The following is a 26,159-nucleotide window of genomic DNA, read 5'->3' on the forward strand; positions in this document are numbered from 1 at the left end:
CCTCCCCGGATGGCCGCGCAGCGCCATGGATCTCTGACATGTTTGCCTACATCGCCAAACGCCTGCTGCTCATGCTGCCCACCTTGCTGGGCGTGCTGCTCGTGACCTTTGCCGTGATCCAGTTCGTGCCCGGTGGCCCGGTGGAGCAGTACCTGGCCGAGGCGCGCACGGCAGCCGGCAAGGGCGGGCTGGAGACCGGGGGCATGGCCTACCGCGGCGACCAGGGCGTGGACCCCAAGCGGCTGGAGCAGATCAAGGCGCTGTACGGCTTTGACAAGCCCGCGCACGAGCGCTTCTTCCAGATGCTGGGCCAGTTTGCCCGCTTCGACCTGGGCAGGAGCTTCTTCCAGAACAAGGACGTGTGGAGCCTGGTCAAGGAGAAGCTGCCTGTCTCCATCAGCCTGGGGCTGTGGACCTTCTTCATCAGCTACCTGGTGGCCGTGCCGCTGGGCGTGGCCAAGGCGGTGCGGGCGGGCTCGCGCTTCGACATGGTCACCACGCTGATCATCCTGGTGGGCTACGCTATCCCCGGCTTCGTGCTGGGCGTGGCGTTGCTGGTGATCTTTGGCGGGCAGCTGCAGTGGTTCCCGCTGCGCGGGCTCACGTCGTCCCATTGGGAGACCCTGACCTGGGGCGCGCGCATCGTGGACTACCTGTGGCACATCACCTTGCCCGTCACGGCCATGGTGCTGGGCAGCTTCGCCGTGACGGCCATGCTCACCAAGAATGCGTTCCTGGAAGAGATCCGCAAGCAGTATGTGCTCACGGCCCGCGCCAAGGGGCTGTCCGAGCGGCAGGTGCTGTGGAAGCATGTGTTCCGCAATGCGCTCATCCCCATCATCACCGGGTTTCCGGCGGCCTTCATCGGCGCGTTCTTCACGGGCTCGCTGCTCATCGAGACCCTGTTCTCCCTCGACGGCCTGGGCCTCCTGAGCTACGACAGCGTGATCCGGCGCGACTACCCCGTGGTGCTGGGCACGCTGTATCTCTTCACGCTGATCGGGCTGGTGACCAAGCTGATCAGCGACCTGTGCTACGTGTGGGTGGACCCGCGCGTGAAGTTCGATTGACGGAGGCCATCAGCACATGAGTCCGTTGGCGATAGCGCCGCAGGTCCGCGCCAGTATCGTTGGCACGCTGCAGGGGCAGGTCCCCGGCCTGCTGGCCGTGTATGCCTTTGGCAGCCGCGTGCAGGGCACGGCCGGGCCGGACAGCGATCTGGACCTGGCGGTGCTGGTGGCGGGGTACGCCGATGCCGCGCATCTGTGGCATCTGTCCGGCGAGCTGGCAGACCTGGCGGGCTGCGCGGTGGACTTGCTGGACCTGCGCGCCGCGTCCACGGTCATGCAATACCAGGTCATCACCCTGGGCGAGCGCTGGTGGGCGCGCGACGTGCAGGCCGCATTGTTTGAAAGCGCCATCCTCAGCGAGAAGACGGCGCTGGACACCGCGCGTGCCGGGCTGTTGGCCGATATCCAGAAACGAGGAACTGTGTATGGTGGATGAGGTGCTGGTCAACAAGGCCGCCACGATCGAACGCTGCGTGAAGCGGGCGCGCGAAGAGTATTTCAGCGATCCGGCCACCTTTGCCGCCAGCTTCAGCCGCCAGGACGCGGCCATCCTGAACATCCAGCGCGCCTGCGAAGCCGCGCTGGACATGGGGCAGCACCTGGTGCGGCGGGACCGGCTGGGCCTGCCGCAAAGCGCGCGGGATGTGTTTGCCCTGCTGGCCCGGGCCGGGCGCATCGAGGCCGCGCTGGCGGAGGGGCTCCAGCGCATGGTCGGGTTCCGCAACATTGCGGTGCACGACTACCAGAGCCTGCAGCTGCCCATCACCGTGGCAATCATCGAGAAGCATCTCGACGAATTCCTGCAGTACAGCAAGACTCTCCTGCAACAGGATGCTGCCTAGGCCATCCTTCCGGCAACAACAGGTCATGGATTCGCCTTCTCCCACTTCCCCCAGTCCGGCGGCGATGGCTCCGGCTTCCGCGCCGCTATCGCTCTCCCCCGCGCGCCGCGCCTGGCTGCGCTTTCGGCGCAACCGCCTGGGCTACTGGAGCCTGCTGGTCTTCAGCACCCTGGTGCTCATCAGCCTGGGGGCCGAGCTCATCAGCAACGACCGGCCGCTCATCGTGCGCTACGAAGGGCAGACCTATTTCCCGATGCTGCGCGACTACCCCGAGACCACCTTCGGCGGCGACTTCGACACCCCCACCGACTACCTGGACCCGTTCATCCAGGAGCGGCTGAGCCAGGGCCGCAACTGGGCGCTCTACACGCTCAACACCTATGGCCCCAACACGCTCAACTACTTCGCCAAGTCGCCCAACCCGTCGGCCCCCACGGCCGAGAACTGGCTGGGCACGGACGACCGGGGCCGCGACCTGCTCGCCCAGCTGATCTACGGTTTTCGGGTGAGCGTGCTGTTCGGGCTGGCGCTCACGGCCACGGGCGTGGTGCTGGGCGTGGTCACCGGCGCCATCCAGGGGTTCTTTGGCGGCAAGACCGACCTGGCCTTCCAGCGCTTCATCGAGATCTGGGGCTCCATGCCCGAGCTGTACCTGCTCATCATCTTCAGCGCCGTGTTTGCGCCCAGCGTGGCGCTGCTGCTCATCCTGCTGAGCCTGTTTGGCTGGATGGGGCTGTCCGACTACGTGCGCGCCGAGTTCCTGCGCAACCGGCAGCTGGACTACGTGAAGGCCGCGCGCGCGCTGGGCGTGGGCAATGCGCAGATCATCTGGCGCCACATCCTGCCCAACAGCCTTACGCCCGTGGTCACGTTCCTGCCGTTTCGCATGAGCGCGGCCATCCTGGCGCTGACGTCGCTGGACTTCCTGGGCCTGGGCGTGCCGCCCGGAACGCCGTCCCTGGGCGAACTGCTGAGCCAGGGCAAGAACAACATCGACGCATGGTGGATTTCGCTGTCCACCTTTGCGGTGCTGGTGGTCACGCTGCTGTTGCTGACCTTCATGGGCGACGCGCTGCGGGATGCCCTCGACCCCCGAAAGGCCGACCGGTGAGTGCCCCCGCGACAACCCCTTTGCTGCAGGTGCAGGACCTGCACGTGCGTTTTGGCGCCAAAGCGGTGGTGCGCGGCGTCAACTTCTCCATCGCGCCGGGCGAAAAGCTTGCCCTGGTGGGCGAGTCGGGCTCGGGCAAGACGATCACGGCGCTCAGCCTGCTGCGCCTGGCGGGCGATGCGGCCATCACGGGCCAGGCGGTGCTGCGGGGCCAGCGCGACCTGCTCGCGCTGCCGGAGCGCGAGATGCGCGGCGTGCGCGGTGGCAAAATCGCCATGGTGTTCCAGGAGCCCATGACCGCGCTGAACCCGCTGATGACCATCGGCGCGCAGATTGCCGAGGTGCTGCAGCTCAAGCGGGGCCTGACGGGCGCGCAGTGCGCACAGGCGGCCATCGAGCTGCTGGCGCAGACGGGCATCCCCGAACCTGCGCGGCGTGCCAACAGCTTTCCGCACCAGCTCTCGGGCGGCCAGCGCCAGCGGGCCATGATCGCCATGGCGCTGGCCAGCGAGCCGCAGCTGCTGCTGGCCGATGAACCCACCACGGCGCTGGACGTGACGCTGCGCGGCCAGATCCTCGACCTGCTGTCCGAACTGCAGCGCAAGAGCGGCATGGCCGTCCTGCTCATCACGCACGACCTGAACCTGGTGCGCCGCTTCGCCGACCGCGTGGCGGTGATGGAGCAGGGCGTGCTGGTGGAGCAGGGGCCCGTGGCCGAGGTGTTCCGCGCGCCGCAGCATGCCTACACCCGCCGCCTGATTGCCAGCCAGCCCCGCCGCGACGTGGTCGAGGCCCCGCCGCCGGCGGGCACCGCTCCGGTCGTGAAGGCGCAGGACCTGCGCGTGGTGTACCCCACGCCGCTGCCCGGCGTTCGCGGCTGGTTCAAGAAGGGCGAATTCGTGGCCGTGCAGGGCGCCACGCTGCAGTTGCTGCCGGGGCAGACGCTGGGCGTGGTGGGTGAGTCCGGCTCGGGCAAGTCCACCCTGGCCCAGGCCATTCTGGGCCTGCTGCCCAGCACCGGCGTGCTGCAGGTGGCGGGCCAGGCCTGGCAGGCGCCCGCCATGCGCAACACCCCTGGCAACCAACGGCTGCGCCGCCGTGTGCAGGTGGTCTTCCAGGACCCGTTTTCGTCGCTCTCGCCGCGCCTGACGGTCGAAGAGATCGTGGGCGAGGGCCTGAAGGTGCACGAACCGGCCTTGACCCCGGCCCAGCGGCGCGTCCGCGTGGAAGCCGTGCTGGCGGAAGTAGGCCTCGCCGAGGCGCAGTATCCGCGCCTGCTGGAGCGCTACCCGCACGAGTTTTCCGGCGGCCAGCGCCAGCGGCTGGCCGTGGCCCGTGCCCTGATTGTCCAGCCGCAGGTGCTGGTGCTGGACGAACCCACCAGCGCGCTGGACGTGACCATCCAGCAGCAGGTGCTGGGCTTGCTGCAGCGCTTGCAGAAAGAAAAGGGGTTGAGCTACCTGCTCATCACCCACGACGTGGAGGTCATCCGCGCCATGGCCCACGGCGTGCTGGTGATGAAAGACGGCGTGGTGCTGGAAAGCGGCAGCGTGGCCGACGTGCTGGACGCCCCGCAGCACCCCTACACCCAGCGGCTGGTGGCTGCGGCCACAAGTATTGATGAAAATGCCTTGTAGCGCCTGTGGGTAAAGCGCAGGATGCTATTCAAAATATAGCGTTTCTGCGCTGCGCTGCGCTGCGCTCAGGTCATCGGGGCACGGCGGGCCTGCGGCGCCCTTGAAGTGCGGCTGGGCTGCGGGGCTGGTTCCTGCGCCCACAAGATGCGGTTCACGTCGATGCCCATCGCCCGTGCACGCTCCAGCAGGTGCTCCCGCACGTGCGCGGGCAGGGTGGGTGTGCGCGAGAGGATCCACACGTAGTCCGTGCTGGAGCCGATCACCATCGCCCACTGGTAGTTTTCGTCCAGCGCCACCACGTTGTAGCCCCCGTAGAAGGGCCCGAAGAACGAGACCTTGAGCGCGGCCCGTGTGGGCTCACCCAGGAAGCGGGCCGTGCCCACGGCTTCTTTCCATTCCTTGCGCACCGGGTCGTAGCCGCGGTTCACCACCTGGAGGGACTCGCCATCGGGGTTGCGCGTGTAGGTGGCGCTGGCCTGCGTGAGGCCGCGCTCGAACGCATGGTCGATGCGAGCCACCTCGTGCCAGTGGCCGGTGTAGCGGTTCACGTCGAATCCGGTGACGGGCTGGATGCCCTCGGGTGTGCGGGGCGTGCTGCATGCCGAGAGCGCCAGTACAGCCACCAGCGCCGCGATGCCTGCCGCCAGGTGCCAGGGTGCGCCCAGGGGACGCGGGGAAAGGTTGCGCATGGTGTTTTCTCCTCAAGCGGTGGGTGGGGCGTGCTTTCTCTCGCGGCCCACTGTAGGTGCCCTGGCGGGGCGGCCGTGTAGGCTGCCGCTGGCACAACGTGTCGGCAGCCTGGCCCGGCACGGAGCGCCACGGCCGGGCGGTGGACGCCGTGTCAAGCGCATGGCAGCCGCCATGGACAAGTCCGTGAGGGACGGCGCCTGCCAGGTTGGCAAGAATGCAGGCACTCTCTGCACAAGCCGGCCCGGCGGGCCGTGCGGCGAGACCCCGCCCGGGGCAGCGATGGCTGTGGCAGTTTTGCCGAACCGGGCGGCGTGCCGCTGTTGCGGCCAGGTTCACAGTTCACAATTGCCGCCTGGCCCTTGCCCCCTGGCGATCCGACCTCTTTTGTTTTGACGACTCCCGCGACGGCGCTCCCTGAGCACCGCCCCTTTTCATGGCCAGAGATTCGTTTTCCGATCTGCTTTCGCTCTACATGCGGCGCATCCGCGCCAGTGCTTCCGGTGTCGCCACCGAAATCGGCCTCAGCCGCGAGGCCGTGAACAACTGGCGCAACGGCCTGTCGGCGCCCAATCCGCGCTCGCGCGGCAAGGTGGTGGCCTGTACGCGCTACCTCCGCCTGACCGAGGCCGAGGCCAATCGCCTGCTCAGCGCCGCCGGTTTCGAGCCGGAGTTTCCGCTGCAGGCCGAAGCCGCGGGCGCGGCGCAGCAGCCCTTTGGCGCGTTCCTCGACCGCTTGTTTGCACAGCTGGCACAGGCGGTGCCGTACCCCATCTCGCTGCTGCTGTCGCCCGCCCACTGGGGCCAGCCGCCGTTTCGCCAGGAACTGCTGGCGCGCGCCAAGGCGCAGTACGGCGACGGCGCCGTGCTGCACATCCAGCCGCCCTACAGCGTCAGCACCGTGCCGGCCGAGTACTTTGCCGCCATCGGCCGGCAGTGCGGCCTGGGCGAGGTGGCCTCCGACTACGAGTTCGAGTCCGCATTGGAACGCCGCCTGCTGGCGGGCGAGCGCTTGTTCTGCCTGGTCAGCCGCTTCGAGCAGGGCACGCCCGCGCTGCGCGAGACCCTGGCCGGCATCCTGCGCAGCCTGAGCGAGATGCACAGCGGCCGCCTGCACCTGCTGCTGTGCGGCGGCGAGGCGCTGGCCGACCTCAAGTACCGCGGCGGCGACCTCTCGTTGCTCAACATCGCGCAGGTCCACCACTGGCCCGACCCGTCGCTGGACGACCTCACCGCGCTGGCCCGCCAGCGCTGGCCCGAGCCGCCGTGGACGCAGCCCGTGCTGGCCGCGCTGCAGGAGCTCAGCGGCGGCCATCCCGCGCTGTTCGAGGAAGGGCTGCAGTGGCTGGTGGACCATGGGGCGGATGAGGAGCAGGCCCGCTCGGCCGCGCTGCGCAGCCACCTGGCCGGCAGCGCTCGCCTGTGGCAGACCTTCCTGCCGCTGGCCCAGGCGCCGGCCACGCGCAAGCGCCTGGCCCAGCTGCTGCAGGCCGACGAGCTGGGCCGCGCACGCCCCTACCTGCAGGACGACGAACTGCGCCGCCTGTTCTGGGGCAACCTGCTGCAGGTGCGCGGCACGGGCGATGCGGCGCGGCTGCACTGGCGTAGCGCCACCATCCGCGAGGCCGGCGTGATGGTGCTGGAGTCTTCCCCGTCCGCCGCATGAGCGTGCTGCGTTCCAAGGCCGTGGTCCGCGCGGTGCTGATCGCGGCCGTCACGCTGTTCGTGGCCAGCGCGCTGCTCACGCCCCAGCTCAACCCCGTCACGCGCGATGCGGTGCGGGCATCGGAGAGCGCGGGTGCCGTGTGGGGTGAGCTGGCGCAGTGGCGCGTGGCGATGATGCAGGCCCACAACGAGCTGGACGCGTGGCCTGAGGACATCACCCAATACGCACCGCCCATCGGCAACCCGCAGCTGCGCGTCACTTCGCCGCGGCCCTATGTGCTGCAGGCCGACATCGCGGCCAACCCCGATCTCGGCAAGCTCGCCGGCACCCAGGTGCTGGTGCAGCTGCAGCCCGGCACCACCACCTGGAGCTGCCGGCCCGGGCGCCCGCCCATCCCTGCCGGCTACCTGCCCATCAACTGCCTGGAAGGCCAGGCCGACGACTTCGCACCCGTGCCCGCGCCCGAGCGCGACCCGTTCGGCGGCCTGCGCCAGCTCATCTACTGGTGCGCCGCCATCTTCGGGGCCGGCGCCATGCTCTGGGTGGCGCGCCACCCGCTGCTCGGGCCCGCGCAGCTGCGGCCTGCGCGCCTGCGCCGCACGCCACTGGCGCGGCTGCCGCGGCTGGACCGCCTGCTCGCGTGGACGGGCCGACGCGAATCCACCCTGCTGGCCGCCGGCATCCGCCCGGTGGACTGGCGCCGTGCGGTGCAATGCGCCCAGCCCGGCGCGCGGGACGCGGCGGCGGAGCTGGTGCGTGCCCTGGCCGAGCGCGTGTCCGCCCGCAGCCAGGCCAGCACCGGCTGGCAGCTGCCGGGGCTGGTGTTCGAATGGCAGTTCCCGCCCGATTGGCCCGTCTCGCTGGACCGGTGCCTGGTCTTCGCGCCCACGCCCGGCGTGGACGAGGCTGCCGTGCTGCGGCAGCTGCGCGCCGCACAGACCGGCAGCGATGTGCTGCTGGTCCTGGGCCAGCACAGCGTGGACACGCCCCAGCCGCTGCTGCAGGCGCATGGCGGCGACCGCGCCAACCTGCATGTGCTGGTCGACAGCGCCAGCCAGACCGAATGGCTGGTCGGCGGCCAGTCGCTGCAGGTGCTGCTGCGCCTGCTGGCCGGACAGCTGCGCATCACCCGCATCTCGCCGTACCAGACGCGCGGCGGCATCACGCGCGAAGGTGCGTTCTTCGGCCGCACGCAACTGCTGGCCCGCGTGGTCAACCGCGAGCCCGCCAACTACCTGGTGGTGGGCGGGCGCCAGCTGGGCAAGAGCAGCCTGCTCAAGGCCGTGCAGCGCCGCCTGCAGGGCCACCCGCACACCGTGTGCCAGTATGTCTCGCTGCGCGACCACCGCCTGGCCCCGCGCATGGCGCTGCAGTTCGGCCTGCCGGCCGACACGCCGCTCGAAGCCATCGTGGACCACCTGCAAGCCCAGTACCAGGGCAGGCGCCTGGTGCTGCTGATCGACGAGGCCGACCCGTTCTTCCGCCACGAGTCGCTCCACGGCTACGTGCAGCTGTCCACCCTGCGCGCGCTCAGCGACGAGGGCCGCTGCTGGTTCATGCTGGCCGGCTTCTGGGACCTGTACGCCACGGCCGTGCTGGACTACCAAAGCCCCCTGCGCAACTTTGGCGAGGTGCTGGCCATCGGCGGCCTGGAGCGCGAGGCCTGCCGCGAGCTGGCCACCGAGCCCCTGCGCCGCCTGCGCCTGGGCTTCGACAACGAGCGCCTGGTGGACCGGCTCGTCGACGCCAGCGGCCAGCGCGCCAACCTCGTTGCCATCCTGTGCCAGGAATGCCTGGAAGCCCTGCAGCCCGGCGAGCGCGTGATCGAACAACGCCACCTGGACCAGGCCCTGGCCTCCCAAGCCGTGCAAGACGCGCTGGCCGGCTGGGGCCGCCTGAGCCACGACGAAGCCGCCTGCCGGCTCGACCGCATCGTGGTCTATCACGCCGCGCAGGCCGGCCATGCCAGCCTGGTGACGCTGGCCCAACTGCTGCAGAGCCACGGCACCACGGCCGACGCGCAAGCCCTGCGCCAGTCGCTCGCCCGGCTGCAGTTGGCCTATGTGTTGCGCAAGCACGAGGGCGGTGAATACCGCTTTGCCATCCCGCTGCTGCAGGGCCAGTTCGAACCCAGCGAGGTGGAGCTGCTGCTGCACCAGGAGCTGGCCGTCGCGGGCCATCCCTAGCCTGACCGTGTTCCTTTCTCTGATTCAGTTTTCTTCATGGCCACAGCATCTTCCCCCGTCACCCTCGAACACGACATCGGATTCGACACCCTCATCGCCGAGATGGAGCGGCTGGTCCGCTCCGGCGTGCACCCGGATCGCATCAGCGTGTCCCGGGACGCTGCCGTGCAGTGGGCCTGCACAGCCTACTGGGCCTGCTATGACCGGCCGGACGATGCCAGCGTGCCCCATCGGGTGGATGCGCAGTTCGCGCTGCTGCGCCTGATGCTGGAGAAGGGCGCAGACCCCAACCGGCGCAAGAACCGCAATTCCACCCCCTTGGCCGTGTGCTGCAGGGAGTTTTCAAGCTACGCGGAACACCGCGCCGTGGAGCGGCTTGGATTGGTGCTGGCGGCCGGCGGCGACCCCCGCACGACCCAGGAACCCGCGATCTGCATTGCCCTCGGGCTGAGGGACATGCGCGGCGAGATCTTCAGCATGCCCTTCCGCGACGACGCCCCGGCCGGGCATGCCGAGGCCGTCTACCAGGCCATCGATCTGCTGCTCAAAGCCGAGGCCGACATCAACGCCATGGACCACCGTGGGTTGTACAACCCCGTGCTCATGGCTGCCTCCATGGGCAGCGTGCCGCTGTTGCGCTTCTTGAAGGACCGCGGTGCCAACGTGCAGTTCACCACGCCCGCAGGCACCAATGCGCTCATGCACTGTGCAGGCGACGTCAACGGTCTGAACCAGAGCCGCGCCGGCATCTCGGTGGCGTGGCAGCGCGAGGGCGACCCGGTGGCCACCACCCGCCAGCTGCTGGACTGGGGCCTGCACCCCTCTGCTGCCGATGCCCGGGGCCGCACTCCGCTGCGCCTGGCGGTCAGCGCTGGCAACCTCGACGTGGCGGCCGTTCTGGCCGAGGCCCTGGCGGCGCAAGGCAAGCTGGTGGCGGCCGATGTGCGCCTGTTCCGGGGCACTGAATACGAGGCCGCCGTGGCGGCGTTGACCCCCTCGGCATTACCCCAAAAGCCCGCCAAGCCCAAGGCCGCTGCGGATGGCGCTGCCCAGCGTGCCACCTGGGAGCGCGCCCCCGCACTGATCGACGGCCCCACCGACTGGCGACCCGGCCAATACCCCGATTGGCTGCGCACCTGCCTCAAGGCAGTGATTGCCCAACTGGGCTGCGGCGTGGACACGCGCGTGCCGCCCGGCCTGTTGTACCTGGAGTACGACGGGCACTCCCGCAGCCTGCGGTGGTCCCGCACCAAGTCTTATCTCAGCCGCAGTGGCGCGGTGGAAATGGAAGCCCAGGTATTGGATTGGAAAAAGATGACCGTCCGCTTCTCGCAGATGGAGGGTGACAACTGGGTGCTGCGTGAAGCGATGGAGTTTCCGATGGAGCCCAGCATGCCCCCTGCGACCGATGTGCTGTGCGACGCCGTCGGCCAGCTGTGCGCCCGCTACCTCGATACCCCGACCTGACGGCGCATGTCCAAAGGCCTTCCCTAACGCAATGATTTGTCTCTGCTTTTGAACCCACGCCATGTCCGAATCCCACCTGCGCTACACCGTTTACTTTGAGTCCCGAGCCCAGGCGGCCGCCTGGGCTGCTCAGGCCCAGTCCACCGCTGATCTTCCGCTGAAGGAGCAGGCCCGCGTGCTGGGCACCATGCTGGGCCTGGGCGAAGACTCCGGGGTCTCTTTTGAGTTTGCGGGGGCTGCGCAGTTGTGCGCGGAGCTGGCCGTGCTGGGGCCGTGGAACCTGCTGCCTGCGGAAGAATGGCCGCCCGGGCTGATGGAGCAGGGCGCCAAGCTGCTGAGCTGCGAATGGCACGACGGCCCCAAGGCGCAAGGCTTTTTTCTCATCGGTTCCAAATCCGTCACGCGCAAGCAGTTTGAGGCGGCCGTGCGCAAGCTGGACCCGCTGGAAGAAGTGCACCAGCTGCTTGCCAAAGAACAATATGGCGAGGTCTTGAACCTGGTACACCACCATGGCCTGGACCCCAACACGGTGCTGTACCACCGGCCGCTCATCGTGCACTTGCTCACGCCGCAGGCAGGCAAGGCCAGCGGCGTGTTGCCCACCGAAGCCATCGTCGCACTGCTGCAAGCCGGTGCGCGGCCCGACCCGCTGGCGCTGGTCACCCGCATGCCCAGCTACACCTTGCCGGTGTTCCCGCTGCATTGCGCTGCCCGCGCGTTTGACATTGCACTGATGCAGGCGCTGGTGGACGCGGGCGTGGATGTGAACGCGGTGGACGACGAGGGGCGCACGCCCTTGATGCAACTGGCCGATGCAACGCACTATTTGAGCAAGCCCGTGTCCATGGCCGTGCAGGCCGCGCAGTGGCTGCTGGAGCGGGGCGCAGAGGTGAACGCCGTGAGCCAGCTCGGAAAGTCGGCCCTGGCCGGGGGCGTGCACCAGGCGCTGCGCGATCTTCTGGTGGCACACGGTGGCCGGGTGATCTGGCCGCAATACGCGTTGGAGTACGACACCCCAGAGCAGCAACGCAGCGCGATCTGGTACCACGACCATGCGCGCCTCGATGAACTGCTGGCGCAGGCCCCGCCGGACGAGGCCTACCGGCAGCAGTTGCTGAGCAGTGCGGTCGATGCTGGGAATTGCCATGCGTTGGACCGTCTGTGGCGGCCACAAGACCACGCACTGATGTGCATCGACAAAATCCCGGAGCCTCGCTTGCTGGTGGAGGGCATCACGAAGCACGAAGGCACGGACGTGGCCACGTTGCGAAACCTGGTGCTGCGCAGCGCCCCCGAGGCATTCCCCACGCGCGACGCCGTCTGGCTGAATGCAGCCAACAGCTGCCTGCTCGATTTCACCAGCCGCATCGTGGACCGGCCTGTGGAGCTGCTGGAGATGGTGCTCCAACTCGGTCTGCCTGCCGATCCATCCACCGATGCGCAGCGCAGCCCCTTGGAGGGCGCGATTGATGCCATGTCTGAAGCCAAGGTGACGCTGCTGTTGGCCCATGGTGCCAACCCCAACCGAGCGCTGTACTACGGTGGTAATGCCTTGCATGGGGCGGTGCAGCACAAGGCGAACGGTTGCATTCCCCTGCTGCTGCAGGCGGGGGCGGACCGCACCTTCTGCGACAGCCAAGGCCGCACGCCGCTGCAGCTGGCGGTGGTCAAGCGCAATAAGACGGCCCAGAAGCTGCTTGCAGCCTGACTCTGAGCCAAATCCGGATGTGGCGCTTTGCTAGCAAGCGCTAGAAGCTATCAAAAAAGTAGCAAAAACATCCGATGCTCATCACGGCCGCTGCGCCATCACCAGCGCATACAGCGCTTGCGCGGCCACCGACAGGCTCTCGTCCCGCCGCCGCACCAGGTAGATCTGCCGCGTCAGCCCCGGTAGCGACAGCGGCCGCGTGACCAGGCCCGGCTGCTCGAAGTGGAACAGCGTGAGCGCGGGCACCACGCTGATGCCCAGCCCCGCGCGCACCATGCCCATCACGGTGGCCAACTGCTCCACCTCCATCAGCGTATGCATGGCCTGCGGATGCAGGGCGGCCTCCAGGTACTGGCGCACGCTGCTGGTGCGCGCCAGGTGGATGAAGGGCCAGGCGGCCAGGTCCTGCGCGGTGATGGCCTTGCGGCGGCGCGCCAGCGGGTGGCCGGCCGGGCACACCAGGTAGAAGTCATCGCTGCAGAACGGCTCGGCCTGCAGCGCGGGCGTGTCGGCGCGGATGGCGGCCAGCGCAAAGTCGGCATGGCCGCTGGCCACGCGGTCGATGCAGGGCTCGGACAGCACGTCCGCAATGTCGATCTCGATGCCCGGGTGCGCCGCGCGGTACTGTGCCAGCGCGCCCGGCAGCCAGCCCGCCGCGAGCGACGGCAGCAGCGCCACGGCCACACGCCCGCGCTGCAGCGTGGCGGCACTGCGCATTGCCGCCAGGGCGCCGGTGATTTCGGCGCGGATGCGGCGGGCCGACTCCAGAAAGTTCTGCCCCTCGGGCGTCAGGTCCACATGCCGCGTGCTGCGGTCGAACAGGCGCAGGCCCAGGTCGTCCTCCAGAGCGCGGATGAGGGCGCTGAACGCGGGTTGCGACAGGTGGCACAACGTAGCGGCGCGCGTGAAGCTGCGCTGCTCGGCCAGCGCGAGGAAGGCGTCGAGCTGGCGGCTGGAGAGGTGGGGGGCGCTCATGGCGGGGCGGTTTGATTCATCTGCATTTCAGATGGATTCATCTTAACAATCGATTTCACAGAATACAGCAGCCTGCCTACAGTGGGCGCAGGAGACAAGGATTCATGGCGAACAACGCTGACAAAAACCTGCTGGTGGGCTGCGCCGCCGGCTTCTCGGGCGACCGCACCGACGCGGCCCTGCCTGTGGTGCAGGCGCTCGTCGCCAGCGGCCAGCCGTCGGTGCTCATCTTCGAGACCCTGGCCGAGCGCACGCTGGCCCTGGCGCAGCTGGCCCGCCGCACCGACCCCGATGCAGGATACGAGCCGCTGCTGGTGGACCTGCTGCGCCCCGTGCTGGCACGGTGCCTGGCCCACGGCGTGCGCATCGTCAGCAACTTTGGCGCGGCTAACCCCCACGGCGCCGCGCGCCGCATCCACGCTCTGGCGGCCGAGCTGGGCCTTCGCCGCCCGCGCATTGCCGTGCTGCAGGGCGACGACCTGAGCGGCCCCGAACACCGCGCGCTGCTGCAGGGCGCCCTGGGCGATGCCATGCCCACGGAGCCCATCGTCAGCGCCAATGCCTACATCGGCGCGCAGGCCATTGCCGATGCGCTGCGCGCAGGTGCCGACGTCGTGGTGTGCGGGCGCGTGGCCGACCCGTCGCTGGTGCTGGGCCCGGCGCTCGCGCACTACGGCTGGGTGCTGGACGATTGGGACCGGCTGGCCCGCGCCACCATGGCAGGGCACCTTCTCGAATGCGGCGCGCAGGTCACGGGCGGCTACTTTGCCGACCCGGGCTACAAGGACGTGCCGGGCCTGGCGCACCTGGGCTACCCCATTGCCGAGATCGACGCCGACGGCCACTGCACCGTCACCAAGCCCCCCGGTACCGGCGGCTGCATCACCGAACGCACCGTGAAGGAACAGCTGCTGTACGAGCTGCACGACCCGGCCGCCTACCTCACGCCCGACGTGGTGGCCGACATCACCACCGCGCGGGTGACCCCCGTGGGCCCTGACGCCGTGCGGCTGGAAGGCGTGCAGGGCCACGCGCGGCCCGCCATGCTCAAGGTCAACGTGTGTTTTGAATCCGGCTGGTTTGCCGAGGGCGATATCTCCTACGCCGGCCCGCGCGCCGAAGCCCGCGCGCGGCTGGCGGGCGAGGTGCTGCGCGAGCGCTTGCAGGGCCTGGGCCCGCTGCGCATCGACCTGATCGGCGTGACCAGCGTCTTTGGCGACGACACCAGCCGCTGGTTGGATGCACCCGCCTACGGCGACGGAGAAGCCCGCGATGTGCGCCTGCGCGTGGCCCTGCAGCACCGCGACCACGCCAGCGCCCAGCGCCTGGTGCGCGAGGTGACCGCGCTCTACACCTGTGGCCCCGCAGGCGGCGGCGGCGTGCGCACCGCCATGCGGCAACGCCTGGGCACCGTGTCGTGCCTGGTGCCGCGCGAGGCCGTGGCTGTGCGCTTCGAGATGGTGGGCTAAGAAGCTGTGAACGAATCCCTCATGCCCGCTCGTGCCGCAAAAACGCACGCCCTCGGCGTTGCAAATGCTCGCCATAGCCCGAGCTATGGCTGTGCTTTGCGCCTTGATGGCGCACGTTTGTGCTGCCCGCTCGGCCACGCCGGATTCATTCACAGCTTCTGAGGAGTACACACACCATGACAACCACCCTCACTGTTCCCCTGTACCGCCTGGCCCACAGCCGCACCGGCGACAAAGGCAACCGCTCCAACATCAGCGTCATCGCCTGGCACCCCGCGCTGTGGGATGTGCTGGTTGATCAGGTCACCGAGGCCGCAGTAGCGCAGCAGTTTGCCCAGCGCCGCCCGCGCCAGGTCACGCGCTACCTGCTGCCTCAGCTGCAGGCCATGAACCTCGTGCTGGACGATGTGCTCGACGGCGGCGTGAACGACTCGCTCAACCTCGACAGCCATGGCAAGGCGCTGAGCTACCTGCTGCTCGATTTGCCCGTCACCGTGCCTGCCCACCTGGCGCCGCACTTTGGCGGCCCCACGGCCTAGACCTTTGATTTCGCTTTTTTATCCATACCAACACCAGGAGACAACATGACCCCTTCATCCCCCCGCCGCGCTCTGCTCGCCACCGCCGCCGTGCTGGCGCTGGGCGCACTGCACGCCCCCGCTGCGCTGGCCCAGGCGGCCGGCGCCTACCCCGCCAAGGCCATCACCTTCGTCGTGCCCTTTGCCGCAGGCAGCGCCACCGACCAGCTGGCGCGCGCGCTGGGCCAGTCCATCACCAACGACACCAAGCAGCCCGTGGTCATCGACAACAAGGCAGGCGCCAGCGGCATGATCGCCGCGTCGGCCGTGGCCAAGTCGGCGGCCGATGGCTACAGCGTGCTCATCACCACCAACACCACCCACGCCGCCAACGAGCACCTGTACAAAAAGCTCTCGTACGACCCGGTGAAGGACTTCGCCCCCGTCACCGGCCTGGGCAAGGGCGGGCAAGTGCTGGTGGTCAACGCCAGCGCACCGTACAAGAACGTGGGCGAGCTGCTGGCCTTTGCCAAGAAGAACCCCGGCAAGCTCAGCTTTGGCAGCGGCAGCTCATCGAGCCGCATGGCGGGCGAAATGCTCAAGCAGCTGGCAGGCGTGGACATCCTGCACGTGCCCTACAAGAGCAACCCGCTGGCCATCACCGACCTGCTGGGCGGGCAGATCGACCTGATGATCACTGACACCTCCACCGGCGTGCCCCAGGTCAAGGCGGGCAAGCTGCGTGCGCTGGGCTATTCCACGCAAAAGCGCAGCGCACAGCTGCCCGATGTGCCCACGCTGGACGAAGCGGGCGTGAAGGGCTACGACATGGGCTACTGGTTTGCGGCCTACGTGCCCGCAGGCACGCCCGCGCCCGTGGTGGCGCGCCTCAACGAACTGCTCACGGCCGCCACCAAGAGCGCAGCGGCCAAGAGCTTTTACGACAACGCAGGCTCCGAAGCCTGGACCACCACGCCCGATGAACTCGCCAAGTTCCAGGCCGCCGAAACCCAGAAGTGGGGCAAGGTGATCAAGGCCGCGGGTATCGAGGCCGAGTAAGCCGCAGGCCCGCGTACCGGGCCGTTTCTTCGTTCCGGGCTCCGCTGTTGCCCGCCTGCCCGTCCCTGGCAGGCGCAGGCGGAGCCTTGCCGCGCGCAGCGCACCGGATGCTGCCGCTTTTCCCCGCAGAGCCGCTTCAGCGGCCGCCACCCCCCATCCATCCCAGGACAGGAGACACCATGCAACCCCTTCGTGCATTCGGCAAACTCGCCCTCACGGCCGCCGCGGCGGCCGCCCTGGCCGCTTGTGGCGGCAGCAGCAGCGACGACGCGCCCAAGGGCCCGGCCCTCAAGCTCCAGATCACCGCCACGGAAGCCTTCCCCGGCACCTACGGCGACGTGGGCGAGTACGAGCGCGTGACCGGCACCGTGAGCGGCGAAGTGGACCCCAAGGACCCCAAGAACGCCATCATCCAGGACCTGGCCCTGGCGCCCACCAACGCCAACGGCATGGTCGAGTACCAGGCCGACTTCGTCATGCTCAAGCCCAAGAACATGGCGAAAGCGAGTGGGGTGCTGCGCTACGACGCACCCAACCGGGGCAACATCCTGACCTTGCTCAACCCCACCGCCACGCCCAGCGATGCCGTGTACCTGGAGCGCGGCTACGTGCTGCTGTATTCCGCCTGGCAGGGCGACGTGCCCAAGAGCACCGCCGCGCGCCTGACGGTGACGGTGCCGGTGGCGAAGAACAAGGACGGCAGCAGCATCACCGGCCCCTACCGTGCCGAGCTGGTGCCCACGGCCGCCAGCCCTGCAATGACGCTGCCCGGCGGCGTGTTCAACGGCACCATGATTCCGTACGAGCCCGCGAGCCTGGACAACACCCAGCCCGGCTACTCGCTCACCCGCCGTGCCAACGAGACGGATGCGCGCGTGCCTGTGCCCGCGAGCGACTGGAAATTTGCCACCTGCGATACGGGCACCAACGCCTTCCCCGGCACGCCCAGCCCCACCAGCGTGTGCCTGAAGGGCGGGTTCGACCCGGCCTACCTGTACGAGCTGGTCTACGTGGCCAAGGACCCCAAGGTGATGGGCGTGGGCCTGGCCGCGCTGCGCGACACGGTGAGCTTCTTCCGCAGCAAGGCGGCCGATTCGAACGGCACGCCGAACCCCGTGGCCGGGCGCATCACGCACACGCTGGGGCAGGGCACCTCGCAGTCGGGCAACGCCATGAAGACCTTTTTGCACCTGGGCTTCAACCAGGCGCTGGATGGCGGCAAGGTGTTTGACGGCATGTACGCCCACGTGGCGGCACGCCAGACCCACATCAACACCCGCTTTGCCGTGCCCGGTGGTGGCGGTGGCCTGCGCACCGACCACACCGCCTTCGGCCAGACGGCACCGCGCGGGCTGGACAAGGACTACATGGACGACATCAGCGGCCGCCAGGGCGGCGTGATGAAGCGCTGCACCGCCACCAACACCTGCCCGAAGTTCTTCCTGGGCCTCTCGGGCACCGAGTTCTGGCAGCTGCAGGGCTCGCCCGTGCTGACCGACGCCAAGGGCACCAAGGACCTGGCCCAGCCCGACAACGCACGCATCTACTACTACGCCAGCACCCAGCACGGCGGGGCAGGGGGCACGGCCAGCATTGCCTATGCGCCCACGCGCGCCACGTACCCCACGGGCACGGTGGTGCAGTTCAACGACACCTTCCGCGCGCTGTTCCTGAACCTGGAAGACTGGGTGGTGCGCGGCACGCTGCCGCCAGCCAGCCAGGTGCCCAAGCTGGCGGACGGAACGCTGGTGCGGCCCGAGGCGCTGAGCTTTCCCGCCATGAAGGGGCTGACCTGGGCGGTGGGCGGCGTGCAGACGCCCATCCCGGACTTCAGCTACCGGGGCCTGTACAACAACTTCCCGTTGTTCGACTTTGGCCCGCAGTACATCCCGCAGGACGAAGCAGGCATCGCCACCGTGCTGCCCCCGCGCAACCTGGGCCGCGACTACGCCATCCTCGTGCCGCAGGTCGACGCCTCCACAGGCCTCACCCGCGCAGGCATCCGCAGCGTGGAAGCGCGTGCACCGCTGGGCACCAGCATCGAGTTCAACTACGTGGCCACGCCCGGCATCACCGACCTGGCCAATCTCACGGGCAGCTTCATCCCCTTCCACAAGACGCGCGCCGCGCGGCTGGCGGCGGGCGATGCGCGGCCTTCGCTGGAGGAGCTGTATGGCACGCAAGAGGGCTACGTGGCTGCCGTAACCCAGGCCGCCGAGGAACTGGTGGCCCAGCGCCTGCTGCTGCCGCGTGACGCGGACCTGCAGATCGCGCGGGCCAAGGCAGCGGCTGTACTGCCGTGAGGTCGTGAGGGGCGGGGCGGGGCGGCCGGCCGGGGGCCGCGGGACAATCCCCCGGCTTTCACTCCCTCTCCCCTCGCGGGAGAGGGCCGGGGAGAGGGGGGTGACCAAGCACTGCGCCTATGGCCAGCCCCCCCTCTCCCCAACCCTCTCCCGCGAGGGGAGAGGGGGCCAGACAGCCGCATGGCGGGGCGTTGGCGGGAACTTGAAGCAAAAACAGCTCGCAGTGCTTGATCAGCAAGCGCAGGAAGCTATCAAAAATGGAGCATTTGCCTGCCGCCCTTCGCCCCTACCACGGCGCGCCCGCAAACCGCGCCACCAGAAAATCCAGCAACGCCCGCACCGCCGGCGACAGGTGCCTGCGCGACGGGTACAGCGCGTGGATGGTCATCACCGGCAGGCTCCAGTCCGGCAGCACGGCCTGGAGCTCGCCGGTGCGCAGCAGGGGGTTCGCCAGGTAGGTCGGCTGCATCGCAATGCCGCCGCCCGCCAGCGCCGCGCGCATGAGTGTGGTGGCCTCGTTGGCGCTGAAGTGCCCTGAGACCCCCACGCGCTCCGTCACGCCACCGCGGGCCAGCTCCCACACGCTCTTGCCAAAGTTGGCGTAGCGCAGGCAGCGGTGCTGTGCCAGGTCGGCCGGCTGCTGGGGTACGCCGTGCGCGGCCAGGTAGGCGGGCGCGGCGACCAGGGCCGAGTCGCAGCGCGCCAGCGGCCGGCCAACGAGCAGCGGGTCGGGCTCGGCGCTGATGCGGATGGCCAGGTCAATGCGCCGTTCCACCAGGTTCAAGGACCCCTCGCTCGCGTCCAGGTCGATCTTGAGCTGCGGGTGCAGCGCCAGAAAGTCCGCGATCGCCGCCCCCATCTGCGCGAACGCGAACGACACGCTGCAGGTGACGCGCAGTTGCCCGCGCAGCGCGCCCTCGGCGGTGTGCGCGGTTTCTTCCTCCAGGTCCTGCGACAGCGCCAGCATCTGCTGGCAGCGGCGCAGCGCGTGCTCGCCGGCGTCCGTCAGCGTCACGCTGCGGGTGGTGCGCTGCAACAGGCGCGCCTGCAGCCACTGCTCCATTTCGCCCACATAGCGCGTGACCATGGCGCGCGACATCTCCAGCCGCTCGGCCGTGGCGCTGAAGCTGCCGCTGGTGGCCACTTCCACAAACACGCGCATGGCCGTCAGACGGTCCATATTTGCTCTATTAGTGCAACAAATATGCGCAGTTTAAGGCGTTTATTGGATCGAATGGTGCAAATAAACTGCCCTTCGTGCGCAATCGGGCTGCTCCAAGCCGCTCTGGAAAAGATGCCGTGGCCCGCACCACGCGGAGCGCCGCCGCCACGCCCTCCCGCTAACCCAAGGAGTCCCCATGAAGCCCCTCAAGACCGTGTTCGTTGCCGCATCGCTCGTGTCAGCCTTTGCCTGCGCCAGTGCCGTTGCCCAGACCACCAACAAAGACATCGTGGTGGCCGGCATGAAAGGCCTGTTCATCACGCGTGACGCCTCGGTCATCGACAAGTACTGGTCGCCCGGCTACATCCAGCACAACCCCGCCGTGCCCAATGGGGCCGAGGTGCTGCGCGGGTGGATCCAGAGCCTGCCGCCCGGCTTCCAGTACGAGCCCGGCATGGCGGTGGCCGAAGGCGACCTGGTCATGGTGCATGGCCGCTACTCCGGCATGGGCCCCAGGCCCATGGTGGGGGTGGACATCTTCCGCCTGTCCGGCGGCAAGATCGTCGAGCACTGGGACGTGCTGCAGGAAGAGGTCACCCCGACCGCCAGCGGCAACCCCATGTTCACCCAGCCCGCCCGTTGAACGCAGGAGCCGCCGGTCATGTCCGCGAGCTCATTGCACACCGTACTGCAGCACCTGCACGCCGGGCGCTGGAACGCGGCGCACGATCTGGTGCAGCACGACGGCTCCCTGCTGGGCGCCTGGCTGCACGGCATCCTCCATTTGCAAGAAGGCGATTTGGAGGATGCCGAAAACTGGTACGACCGCGCCGCCCGCCACTTCCGCAGTCGCGGCACGCTGGTCGAAGAAATTGCCGCTTTTGAAGCCGCACTGGCGGCTGCCGCTTTCCCCGACCCTGAAAAAGAAAGACCCTGACCCATGTCCACCACCACCGTCACCTATCTGTTCGACCCCCTGTGCGGCTGGTGCTACGCCGCCGCGCCCGCGCTGAAGTACCTGCAGGGTGTGGACGGCCTCCGGGTGGTGCTGGCCCCCACCGGCCTGTTCGCCGGTGCCGGTGCGCGCCCCATGGACGCGCAGTTCGCCGCCTACGCCTGGGCCAATGACCAGCGCATCCAGCAGCTCACCGGCCAGCCCTTCACCCAGGCCTACCGCGACCGCATCCTGGGCGCCGAGGGCGGCCGCTTTGACTCCGGCCCTGCCACGCTCGCCCTCACGGCCGTGGCGCAGGCCGACCCTGCACGCGAGCTGGAGGCGCTGCACGCCCTGCAGCAGGCCCGCTATGTGGACGGCCGCGACAACGCCGCCCCTGCGGTGATTGCCGAGGTGCTGCGTGCGTTGGGCCTGGCGGATGCCGCAGCCCGGGTGGTGGCCCCCGACCCCACGCTGCGCAGCCGCACCGCCGAGCGCGTGGCGCAGGCCCAGGCCACCCTGCGCGCCGTGGGCGCACGCGGCGTGCCGCAGCTGGTGGTGACGGCCCAGGGCGGGGCGCTGCGCCTGCTGGGCGGCGATGCCCTGCTGGGGCCGCGTGAGCAACTGGTGGCGCTGGTGCGCGCGGCGGCTGCGGCTTGAATGCAGCCTGATCGCTTTCCAACATCACCAATCCGTTCACGCTGAGTTTGTCGAAGAGCGGTGTAAGGCTTCGACAGGCTCAGCCCGAACGGTTCCGTGGGATTGAAGGTAGGGTCACCCAACCCGTTCACGCTGAGCTTGTCGAAGCGCGGCCAGGCCTGCAGCAGCCTTGCTTGAGCGGCCTCTTGCTCACGCCATCGACGGATCAATCAGCACCTTGGCCCCGGTGTTGCGCGGGCCGTAGAAGGCGATGGCCTCGGCGCTCAACGCCCCCGCCAGCGATACCGTGCGCGCATAGTGGCTGGCGAACGTGGTCTTCAGCTCGGCCGCCACGCGCTGGCGCAGCGCCTGGGTGGCCTCTTCGCCAATCTTCTGCAGGAACGGGAACAGCAGCCATCCGCCCATGCCCCAGGCCATGCCAAAGGTGCGGTGGACTTCGGTGGGCCGCGTGTCCAGGTGGCCGTACAAGTACACCTGCTTGTGCACAGCCGATCCGTAGCGGCTGTATTCCGGGGCCTTGCGGTTGATGGCGGCTTCCATGCACTGCAGGATCTGCCCCGCCAGCGTGCCGCCACCCGTGGCATCAAACGCAATGGTGGCGCCCGTGGCGGCCAGCGCGTCGGTCAGGTCGGCCATGAACGAGGGCGCACTGCTGTCACACACGTACTGGGCGCCCAGCGCGCGCAGAAGCGCCGCCTGCTCCGGCTTGCGCACGATGTTGACGAGGCCGATGCCGTCCTTCTGGCAAATCTTGAGCAGCATCTGGCCCAGGTTGCTGGCCGCGGCGGTGTGCACCAGCGCGGTGTGGCCTTCGCGCTTCATCGCCTCCACCATGCTCAGCGCCGTCAGCGGGTTGACGAAGCACGACGCGCCTTCGGCCGCCGTGGTGCCCTGCGGCAGCGGCAGGCACTGCGCCGCAGGCAGGGCGCGGTACTGCGCGTACATGGCGCCGCCAATCACCGCCACCGTGCGCCCCAGCAGCGCCTGCGCGGCGGGCGAAGTGCCAGCCGCCACCACCAGGCCTGCGCCCTCGTTGCCCACCGGCATGCTCTGCCCGATGCGCGCGGCCAAGCCGGGCATCGCGCGCTCGGGGATGCGGGCCGTGGCCACCGGCCGCTCGGCGGTGCCGGTGACCTGCACCGTGGACAGATCGGCCGGGCCCAGCAGCAGGCCGATGTCCGACGGGTTGATGGGCGTGGCCTGCACCTGGATCAGCACCTCGTCGGGCCCTGGCGTGGGCACGGGCGTGGGCTCCAGGCTGATCTGCAAGGTGCCGTCCGCAGTGACGAGGGAGCGCAACTGCAGCGCGGCGGAAGGGATGTTGGCGATGGTCGGGCTGGAGGTCATGGTTTGCATCCGTTGAAACAAGCCCGCCCATTAGAACCGGTGCGCTCCATCGCCACGGTCGCACAGGTGGCTTGAGGGGGTCTCTGGCGGTTCTGGGCGGTTCTGGGTGGCCTTGCGCCGTGCTGGGCAGGGCGGCGGCGCGCAGCGCAAGGCAGGCTCAGCTGCGCGCGCCCAGTCCGCCCAGCGTCCGGACCATCTGCTCGTACATCGCATCCACCGCGGGCGAGCGCTGCGACACCTTGCTGCGCAGCACCGCCACCTGCATGGCGTCGAGTGGCGGCAGTTCAAACTCCGCCGGCAGGTTCTGCAGGATCTGCAAATGCGCCGGAACGCTGCAGCGCGTGAGCACGGCCACGGCCAGGCCGCTTTCCACGGCGGCCAGCTGGCCCGCCAGGCTGGGACTGTGGTACACGAGGTGGTAGCCGCGCCGCCGCGTGCCCAGCGCGGCCAGGGTGGCCCGCCGCGCCATGCTGGCGGATTCGTACACCGCAATCGGCAGCGGGTCGCGCCGCCACACCTCGAACTGCGGTGAGCCCACCCACACCAGCGGCTCGTCAAACAGAAAGCGCCCGCGCTGCGGCTTGTCCTGCGAGATCAGGGCCAGGTCCAGCTCGCCCCGCGCCAGGCGCGGAATCAGCGAGGTGGACTGCTCGCACGTCAGCTCGATCTCCACCCCCTGGTACCGGTGCGCAAAGCTGCGCAGCACCGGCGTGAGGTAGGCGCTGGCGTAGTCGTCCGGCACCCCCAGCCGCACCCGGCCCGCCAGCTGCGGGCCAAACAGCGCCGCGTGCGCCTCGGCCTGCAGGTCCAGCACGCGGCGCGCGTACGACAGCAGCTCGGCCCCGGCGGGCGTCACCTCCAGGTGGCGCGGCCCGCGCAGCAGCACGGGGCGGCCCAGCGCCGTCTCCAGCTTCTTGATCTGCATGCTCACGGCCGACTGCGAGCGGTGCACCAGCGGCGCCGCGCCCGAGAGCGAGCCCGCATCCACCACGGCCACAAAGGCGCGCAGCCAGTCGATTTGAAAATCGGGGTAGTTCATGGGCGCAACGAGGGAAAAGGGAGCGAGGGCAGGGGGGATTTTCAGCGCCGGCCCGCCGCGCCCGAAACCGCGGGCGCGCGGCCGGGCCGGCTACGCCGCTGCGTGGTACAGGCCCAGATCCGCCTCTGCCCCCAGCCGCTGCAAGAAGGCCTTGGGGTCAAAACCCTCGGCCGCAAACTGGCGCTGCATGGCGGCTGCGGCCTGGTCCACCGAGGCCTGGTCTGTCCATTCCACCCAGGTCAGCACGTTGAACCGGCCCGGCCCGCCCCGCTGGGTCAGCACCATGGCTTGGAGGCAACCCGGCTGGGCCTGCAGCGTGGCTTGCAGGTGCTTCATCTGGGCAACGAGCGCGTCCACCGCGTGGGCCGGCACGGCGAACTTGTCGACGCGATAGAGCGGGGTGGTGGCGGGGTGGTCTTGGGCGGGTGTGTTTGACATGCAGGAGTCCTCAGGGGGTGAACAGATCCCAGGAGCCCGTTGGCGGCTCTCGCAAGGTTGCCAACGGACTCGAAGGGGCGGTGCCGCGGAGTCTAGAAGCTCAAGTGCGATTGAGGTCAAGCGGATTGTTCGGGGGGTATCAGCGCCTGTGCCATGCCGCCACAGCGTCGGCCGAGACGCGGCGGCGTCCTTTCCTGCCGGCGGTGGGGGCCAGGTCGCCAAAAATTCGATTATCGAATGGTATCTGTTTGTTTTATCCGTTTTACACGGCTGCGACAAACCGCGAACATCGACCCCATGAACTCATCCCAAGCCAGCGCAGCCACGCCCCAGCCCCTCGCCGCCGCACCGCTGCCAGCGCCCGTGCGCGAGCGCGACGGCCAGTGGCTCCTCATTGCCGGGGGCGTGCTGCTGGGCACCATTGGCGTGTTTGTGGAAGAGGCGGGCCAGCACCCGCTGGTCACCGTGTGGTTCCGCTGCGCGTTTGGCGCGCTGGCGCTGCTGGCGTGGTGCCTGGCCACCGGGCGCGGGCGTGAACTGCTCTTGCAAGGGCGCGCCCGCTGGGTGGCTTGCGCCACCGGGGTGCTCATGGTCATGAACTGGGCCATGTTCTTTGCCGCCATTCCCCGCACGTCGATTGCCGTGGCCACGGTGGTCTTCCACATCCAGCCCATCTGGGTCATCGTGATCGGCGCGCTGTTTTTGCGCGAGGCCGTCGCGCCCGCGCAGTGGCTGGCCACACTGGCCGCGCTGGGTGGCTTGGTGCTGACCACCGGGCTGGTCGACGGTGCGGCAGCTGGCGCAAGCCACGGAGGGGACTACGTGGCCGGCGTGTTGCTGTGCCTGGGCGGGTCGCTGTGCTACGCGGGCGTCACGCTGCTGGCCAACACGCAAAAGGCCATCAGCCCCTATGCCATGGCCATGTGGCAATGCCTGGTGGGCACGGTGGCGCTGGCGTGGGCGCCCTGGGTGCTCGGCTGGCCGCCGCTGGGCGCCGCCTGGGGCTGGCTGCTGGGCCTGGGGGTGCTGCACACGGGGCTGGCGTACGTGGTGCTGTTCGCGGGCATGGCGCGCCTGGGGCTGGGGCGCATAGCGGTGCTGCAGTTTGTGTACCCGCTCACCGCCGTGCTGGTGGACTGGGCCGTGTACGGCCGCACGCTCAGCGCCGTGCAGCTGGCGGGTGTGGCGTTGATGGCGGCAGCGCTGTGGACGCTGCGGCGGCCGGCCAAGGCAGCTGCCCGCACCGGGTGATCTGCGCCGTCTCCGTCACTGCGGCGGATGTGCCGGTGGCACGAACACCACTGTGCGTGCGTCGCACTCTGCCGGGTCCGGTGGTTGCCACAGGTCGCTGGCCAGTTCAAAAATGTGGGGCGGGACGACCATCGAAAACGTCTCACCCTTCTCGGTATTGCGCTGGTTCACACGCTCACGGCGCAGCTCGCGCGGGGCGTCCAGAACGTATACCGTCATGGCATCGGCCCAAGGCCCCATGCGGTTGTAGAACGCGTCCCGCTCCCGCTGCTGAATGAGGCCGATCTCCAGCACCACCTGGGTGCCAGCGCGCAGAACGGCTTCGGCGGTCTTCCAGATCTGCGAGAGGCAGCGCTGGGTGCGCGCGACGTACCAAGCCATCAGCTCGGCGGCAGGCACGTCCGGCCGGTCAGGCGAGAACAGCGTGGCCATCCAGTCGTCCAGGTTCAGTGGAACGGCACTGTGCTGCTGCACCAGTTGGCGGACAAAGGTGGACTTGCCCGCGCCCACGGGCCCGATGACCAGGTGGATGCGAGGGCCCGTGCGGGCCATGGCTGCGGGGGTTGCGCGGTCTGAAGCGGTGTGCATGCGAAAGGGCTCCCAAAATGCAAAAAGCCCTCCCTGCTAGCA

Annotated in this window: 24 protein-coding genes; 17 read left to right on the top strand and 7 right to left on the bottom strand. The window is 69.0% G+C overall.

Translation table 11 applies throughout. The annotated features are described in order from the left end of the window. The first annotated feature begins 38 nt into the window (after positions 1-38). From ACOYR3_RS10400 to ACOYR3_RS10420, 5 genes are read left to right on the top strand one after another with little or no spacing between them, the layout of a single operon-like run. Positions 39-1,070: a microcin C ABC transporter permease YejB gene (locus ACOYR3_RS10400; RefSeq protein WP_422846347.1), complete on the top strand. Its 1,032-nt coding sequence runs from the start codon at positions 39-41 to the stop codon at positions 1,068-1,070. 16 nt (positions 1,071-1,086) lie between these two features. Continuing rightward, positions 1,087-1,506, top strand: a complete 420-nt coding sequence (gene mntA / locus ACOYR3_RS10405; protein ID WP_422846348.1) for a type VII toxin-antitoxin system MntA family adenylyltransferase antitoxin — start codon at positions 1,087-1,089, stop codon at positions 1,504-1,506. Next, positions 1,496-1,912 carry a type VII toxin-antitoxin system HepT family RNase toxin gene (gene hepT / locus ACOYR3_RS10410; RefSeq protein WP_422846349.1) on the top strand — a complete coding sequence of 139 codons (417 nt, stop codon included), beginning with the start codon at positions 1,496-1,498 and terminating at the stop codon, positions 1,910-1,912. Before mntA ends, hepT begins: the two co-directional genes overlap by 11 nt. Before the next feature lie 25 nt (positions 1,913-1,937). After that, a complete protein-coding gene (locus tag ACOYR3_RS10415; protein ID WP_422846350.1) occupies positions 1,938-3,023 on the top strand; it encodes an ABC transporter permease in 1,086 nt (361 codons plus the stop codon). Next, complete coding sequence (locus ACOYR3_RS10420) at positions 3,020-4,660, top strand: ABC transporter ATP-binding protein (protein WP_422846351.1); 1,641 nt, start codon at positions 3,020-3,022, stop codon at positions 4,658-4,660. The genes ACOYR3_RS10415 and ACOYR3_RS10420 overlap by 4 nt, the downstream gene beginning before the upstream one ends. A 65-nt stretch (positions 4,661-4,725) precedes the next feature. On the opposite strand, the gene ACOYR3_RS10425 is transcribed toward ACOYR3_RS10420, so the two are convergent. Then, positions 4,726-5,349, bottom strand: a complete 624-nt coding sequence (locus ACOYR3_RS10425) for a lipocalin family protein (protein ID WP_422846352.1) — start codon at positions 5,347-5,349, stop codon at positions 4,726-4,728. A 434-nt stretch (positions 5,350-5,783) separates the two neighbouring features. Here ACOYR3_RS10425 and ACOYR3_RS10430 point away from each other — a divergent pair, with 434 nt between their 5' ends. The 4 genes from ACOYR3_RS10430 (at position 5,784) to ACOYR3_RS10445 (ending at position 12,374) form a co-directional block, all read left to right on the top strand. After that, on the top strand, positions 5,784-7,013 hold the full coding sequence (locus tag ACOYR3_RS10430) for a hypothetical protein (RefSeq protein WP_422846353.1): 1,230 nt from the start codon (positions 5,784-5,786) through the stop codon (positions 7,011-7,013). Then, positions 7,010-9,199: an ATP-binding protein gene (locus ACOYR3_RS10435; RefSeq protein WP_422846354.1), complete on the top strand. Its 2,190-nt coding sequence runs from the start codon at positions 7,010-7,012 to the stop codon at positions 9,197-9,199. The genes ACOYR3_RS10430 and ACOYR3_RS10435 overlap by 4 nt, the downstream gene beginning before the upstream one ends. 36 nt (positions 9,200-9,235) lie before the next feature. Next, a complete protein-coding gene (locus tag ACOYR3_RS10440; RefSeq protein ID WP_422846355.1) occupies positions 9,236-10,666 on the top strand; it encodes an ankyrin repeat domain-containing protein in 1,431 nt (476 codons plus the stop codon). A 61-nt stretch (positions 10,667-10,727) separates the two neighbouring features. Further along, positions 10,728-12,374, top strand: coding sequence for an ankyrin repeat domain-containing protein (locus ACOYR3_RS10445; protein WP_422846356.1), 1,647 nt, complete (start codon positions 10,728-10,730; stop codon positions 12,372-12,374). A gap of 81 nt (positions 12,375-12,455) precedes the next feature. Here the strand turns inward: ACOYR3_RS10445 and ACOYR3_RS10450 are convergent, their stop codons facing one another. Further along, the gene (locus ACOYR3_RS10450; protein WP_422846357.1) at positions 12,456-13,349 is read right to left on the bottom strand and encodes a LysR family transcriptional regulator; all 894 of its coding nucleotides are present in this window, start codon (positions 13,347-13,349) and stop codon (positions 12,456-12,458) included. Between the two features lie 104 nt (positions 13,350-13,453). Between ACOYR3_RS10450 and ACOYR3_RS10455 the strand changes: the two genes are divergently transcribed. The 4 genes from ACOYR3_RS10455 (at position 13,454) to ACOYR3_RS10470 (ending at position 18,698) form a co-directional block, all read left to right on the top strand. Further along, positions 13,454-14,818: an acyclic terpene utilization AtuA family protein gene (locus ACOYR3_RS10455; RefSeq protein WP_422846358.1), complete on the top strand. Its 1,365-nt coding sequence runs from the start codon at positions 13,454-13,456 to the stop codon at positions 14,816-14,818. 176 nt (positions 14,819-14,994) lie between these two features. Then, positions 14,995-15,357, top strand: coding sequence for an AtuA-related protein (locus tag ACOYR3_RS10460; protein WP_422846359.1), 363 nt, complete (start codon positions 14,995-14,997; stop codon positions 15,355-15,357). A gap of 45 nt (positions 15,358-15,402) precedes the next feature. Beyond that, on the top strand, positions 15,403-16,395 hold the full coding sequence (locus tag ACOYR3_RS10465; protein ID WP_422846360.1) for a Bug family tripartite tricarboxylate transporter substrate binding protein: 993 nt from the start codon (positions 15,403-15,405) through the stop codon (positions 16,393-16,395). 179 nt (positions 16,396-16,574) lie between these two features. Next, the gene (locus ACOYR3_RS10470; RefSeq protein ID WP_422846361.1) at positions 16,575-18,698 is read left to right on the top strand and encodes an alpha/beta hydrolase domain-containing protein; all 2,124 of its coding nucleotides are present in this window, start codon (positions 16,575-16,577) and stop codon (positions 18,696-18,698) included. Positions 18,699-18,984: 286 nt separating this feature from the next. Here ACOYR3_RS10470 and ACOYR3_RS10475 read toward each other — a convergent pair whose 3' ends face one another. Further along, complete coding sequence (locus ACOYR3_RS10475) at positions 18,985-19,878, bottom strand: LysR family transcriptional regulator (protein WP_422846362.1); 894 nt, start codon at positions 19,876-19,878, stop codon at positions 18,985-18,987. Between the two features lie 178 nt (positions 19,879-20,056). On the opposite strand from ACOYR3_RS10475, the gene ACOYR3_RS10480 reads away from it, so the two are divergent. The 3 genes from ACOYR3_RS10480 to ACOYR3_RS10490 are packed head-to-tail and all read left to right on the top strand — an operon-like array spanning position 20,057 to position 21,454. Further along, positions 20,057-20,503 carry a nuclear transport factor 2 family protein gene (locus ACOYR3_RS10480; protein ID WP_422846363.1) on the top strand — a complete coding sequence of 149 codons (447 nt, stop codon included), beginning with the start codon at positions 20,057-20,059 and terminating at the stop codon, positions 20,501-20,503. An 18-nt stretch (positions 20,504-20,521) separates the two neighbouring features. Beyond that, positions 20,522-20,797: a hypothetical protein gene (locus tag ACOYR3_RS10485; protein ID WP_422846364.1), complete on the top strand. Its 276-nt coding sequence runs from the start codon at positions 20,522-20,524 to the stop codon at positions 20,795-20,797. 3 nt (positions 20,798-20,800) lie between these two features. Beyond that, positions 20,801-21,454, top strand: a complete 654-nt coding sequence (locus ACOYR3_RS10490) for a DsbA family protein (protein ID WP_422846365.1) — start codon at positions 20,801-20,803, stop codon at positions 21,452-21,454. Positions 21,455-21,643: 189 nt separating this feature from the next. Here the strand turns inward: ACOYR3_RS10490 and ACOYR3_RS10495 are convergent, their stop codons facing one another. The 3 genes from ACOYR3_RS10495 to ACOYR3_RS10505 all read right to left on the bottom strand — a co-directional run bounded on the left by ACOYR3_RS10495 (position 21,644) and on the right by ACOYR3_RS10505 (position 24,278). Then, the gene (locus ACOYR3_RS10495) at positions 21,644-22,801 is read right to left on the bottom strand and encodes a zinc-binding dehydrogenase (RefSeq protein ID WP_422846366.1); all 1,158 of its coding nucleotides are present in this window, start codon (positions 22,799-22,801) and stop codon (positions 21,644-21,646) included. Positions 22,802-22,958: 157 nt separating this feature from the next. Then, positions 22,959-23,840 (bottom strand): LysR family transcriptional regulator, encoded by an 882-nt coding sequence (locus ACOYR3_RS10500; RefSeq protein WP_422846367.1) that lies wholly within the window; start codon positions 23,838-23,840, stop codon positions 22,959-22,961. Positions 23,841-23,930: 90 nt separating this feature from the next. Further along, entirely contained in the window at positions 23,931-24,278 is a 348-nt protein-coding gene (locus ACOYR3_RS10505) for a putative quinol monooxygenase (RefSeq protein ID WP_422846368.1), read from the bottom strand. A 297-nt stretch (positions 24,279-24,575) separates the two neighbouring features. Here ACOYR3_RS10505 and ACOYR3_RS10510 point away from each other — a divergent pair, with 297 nt between their 5' ends. Then, entirely contained in the window at positions 24,576-25,529 is a 954-nt protein-coding gene (locus tag ACOYR3_RS10510) for a DMT family transporter (RefSeq protein WP_422846369.1), read from the top strand. Between the two features lie 15 nt (positions 25,530-25,544). Here ACOYR3_RS10510 and ACOYR3_RS10515 read toward each other — a convergent pair whose 3' ends face one another. Continuing rightward, a complete protein-coding gene (locus tag ACOYR3_RS10515) occupies positions 25,545-26,117 on the bottom strand; it encodes an AAA family ATPase (protein ID WP_422846370.1) in 573 nt (190 codons plus the stop codon). Positions 26,118-26,159: the final 42 nt, after the last annotated feature.

The organism is Acidovorax sp. M2(2025), assembly GCF_049330835.1.
In the GTDB taxonomy this organism is placed as follows: Bacteria; Pseudomonadota; Gammaproteobacteria; order Burkholderiales; family Burkholderiaceae_C; genus Acidovorax.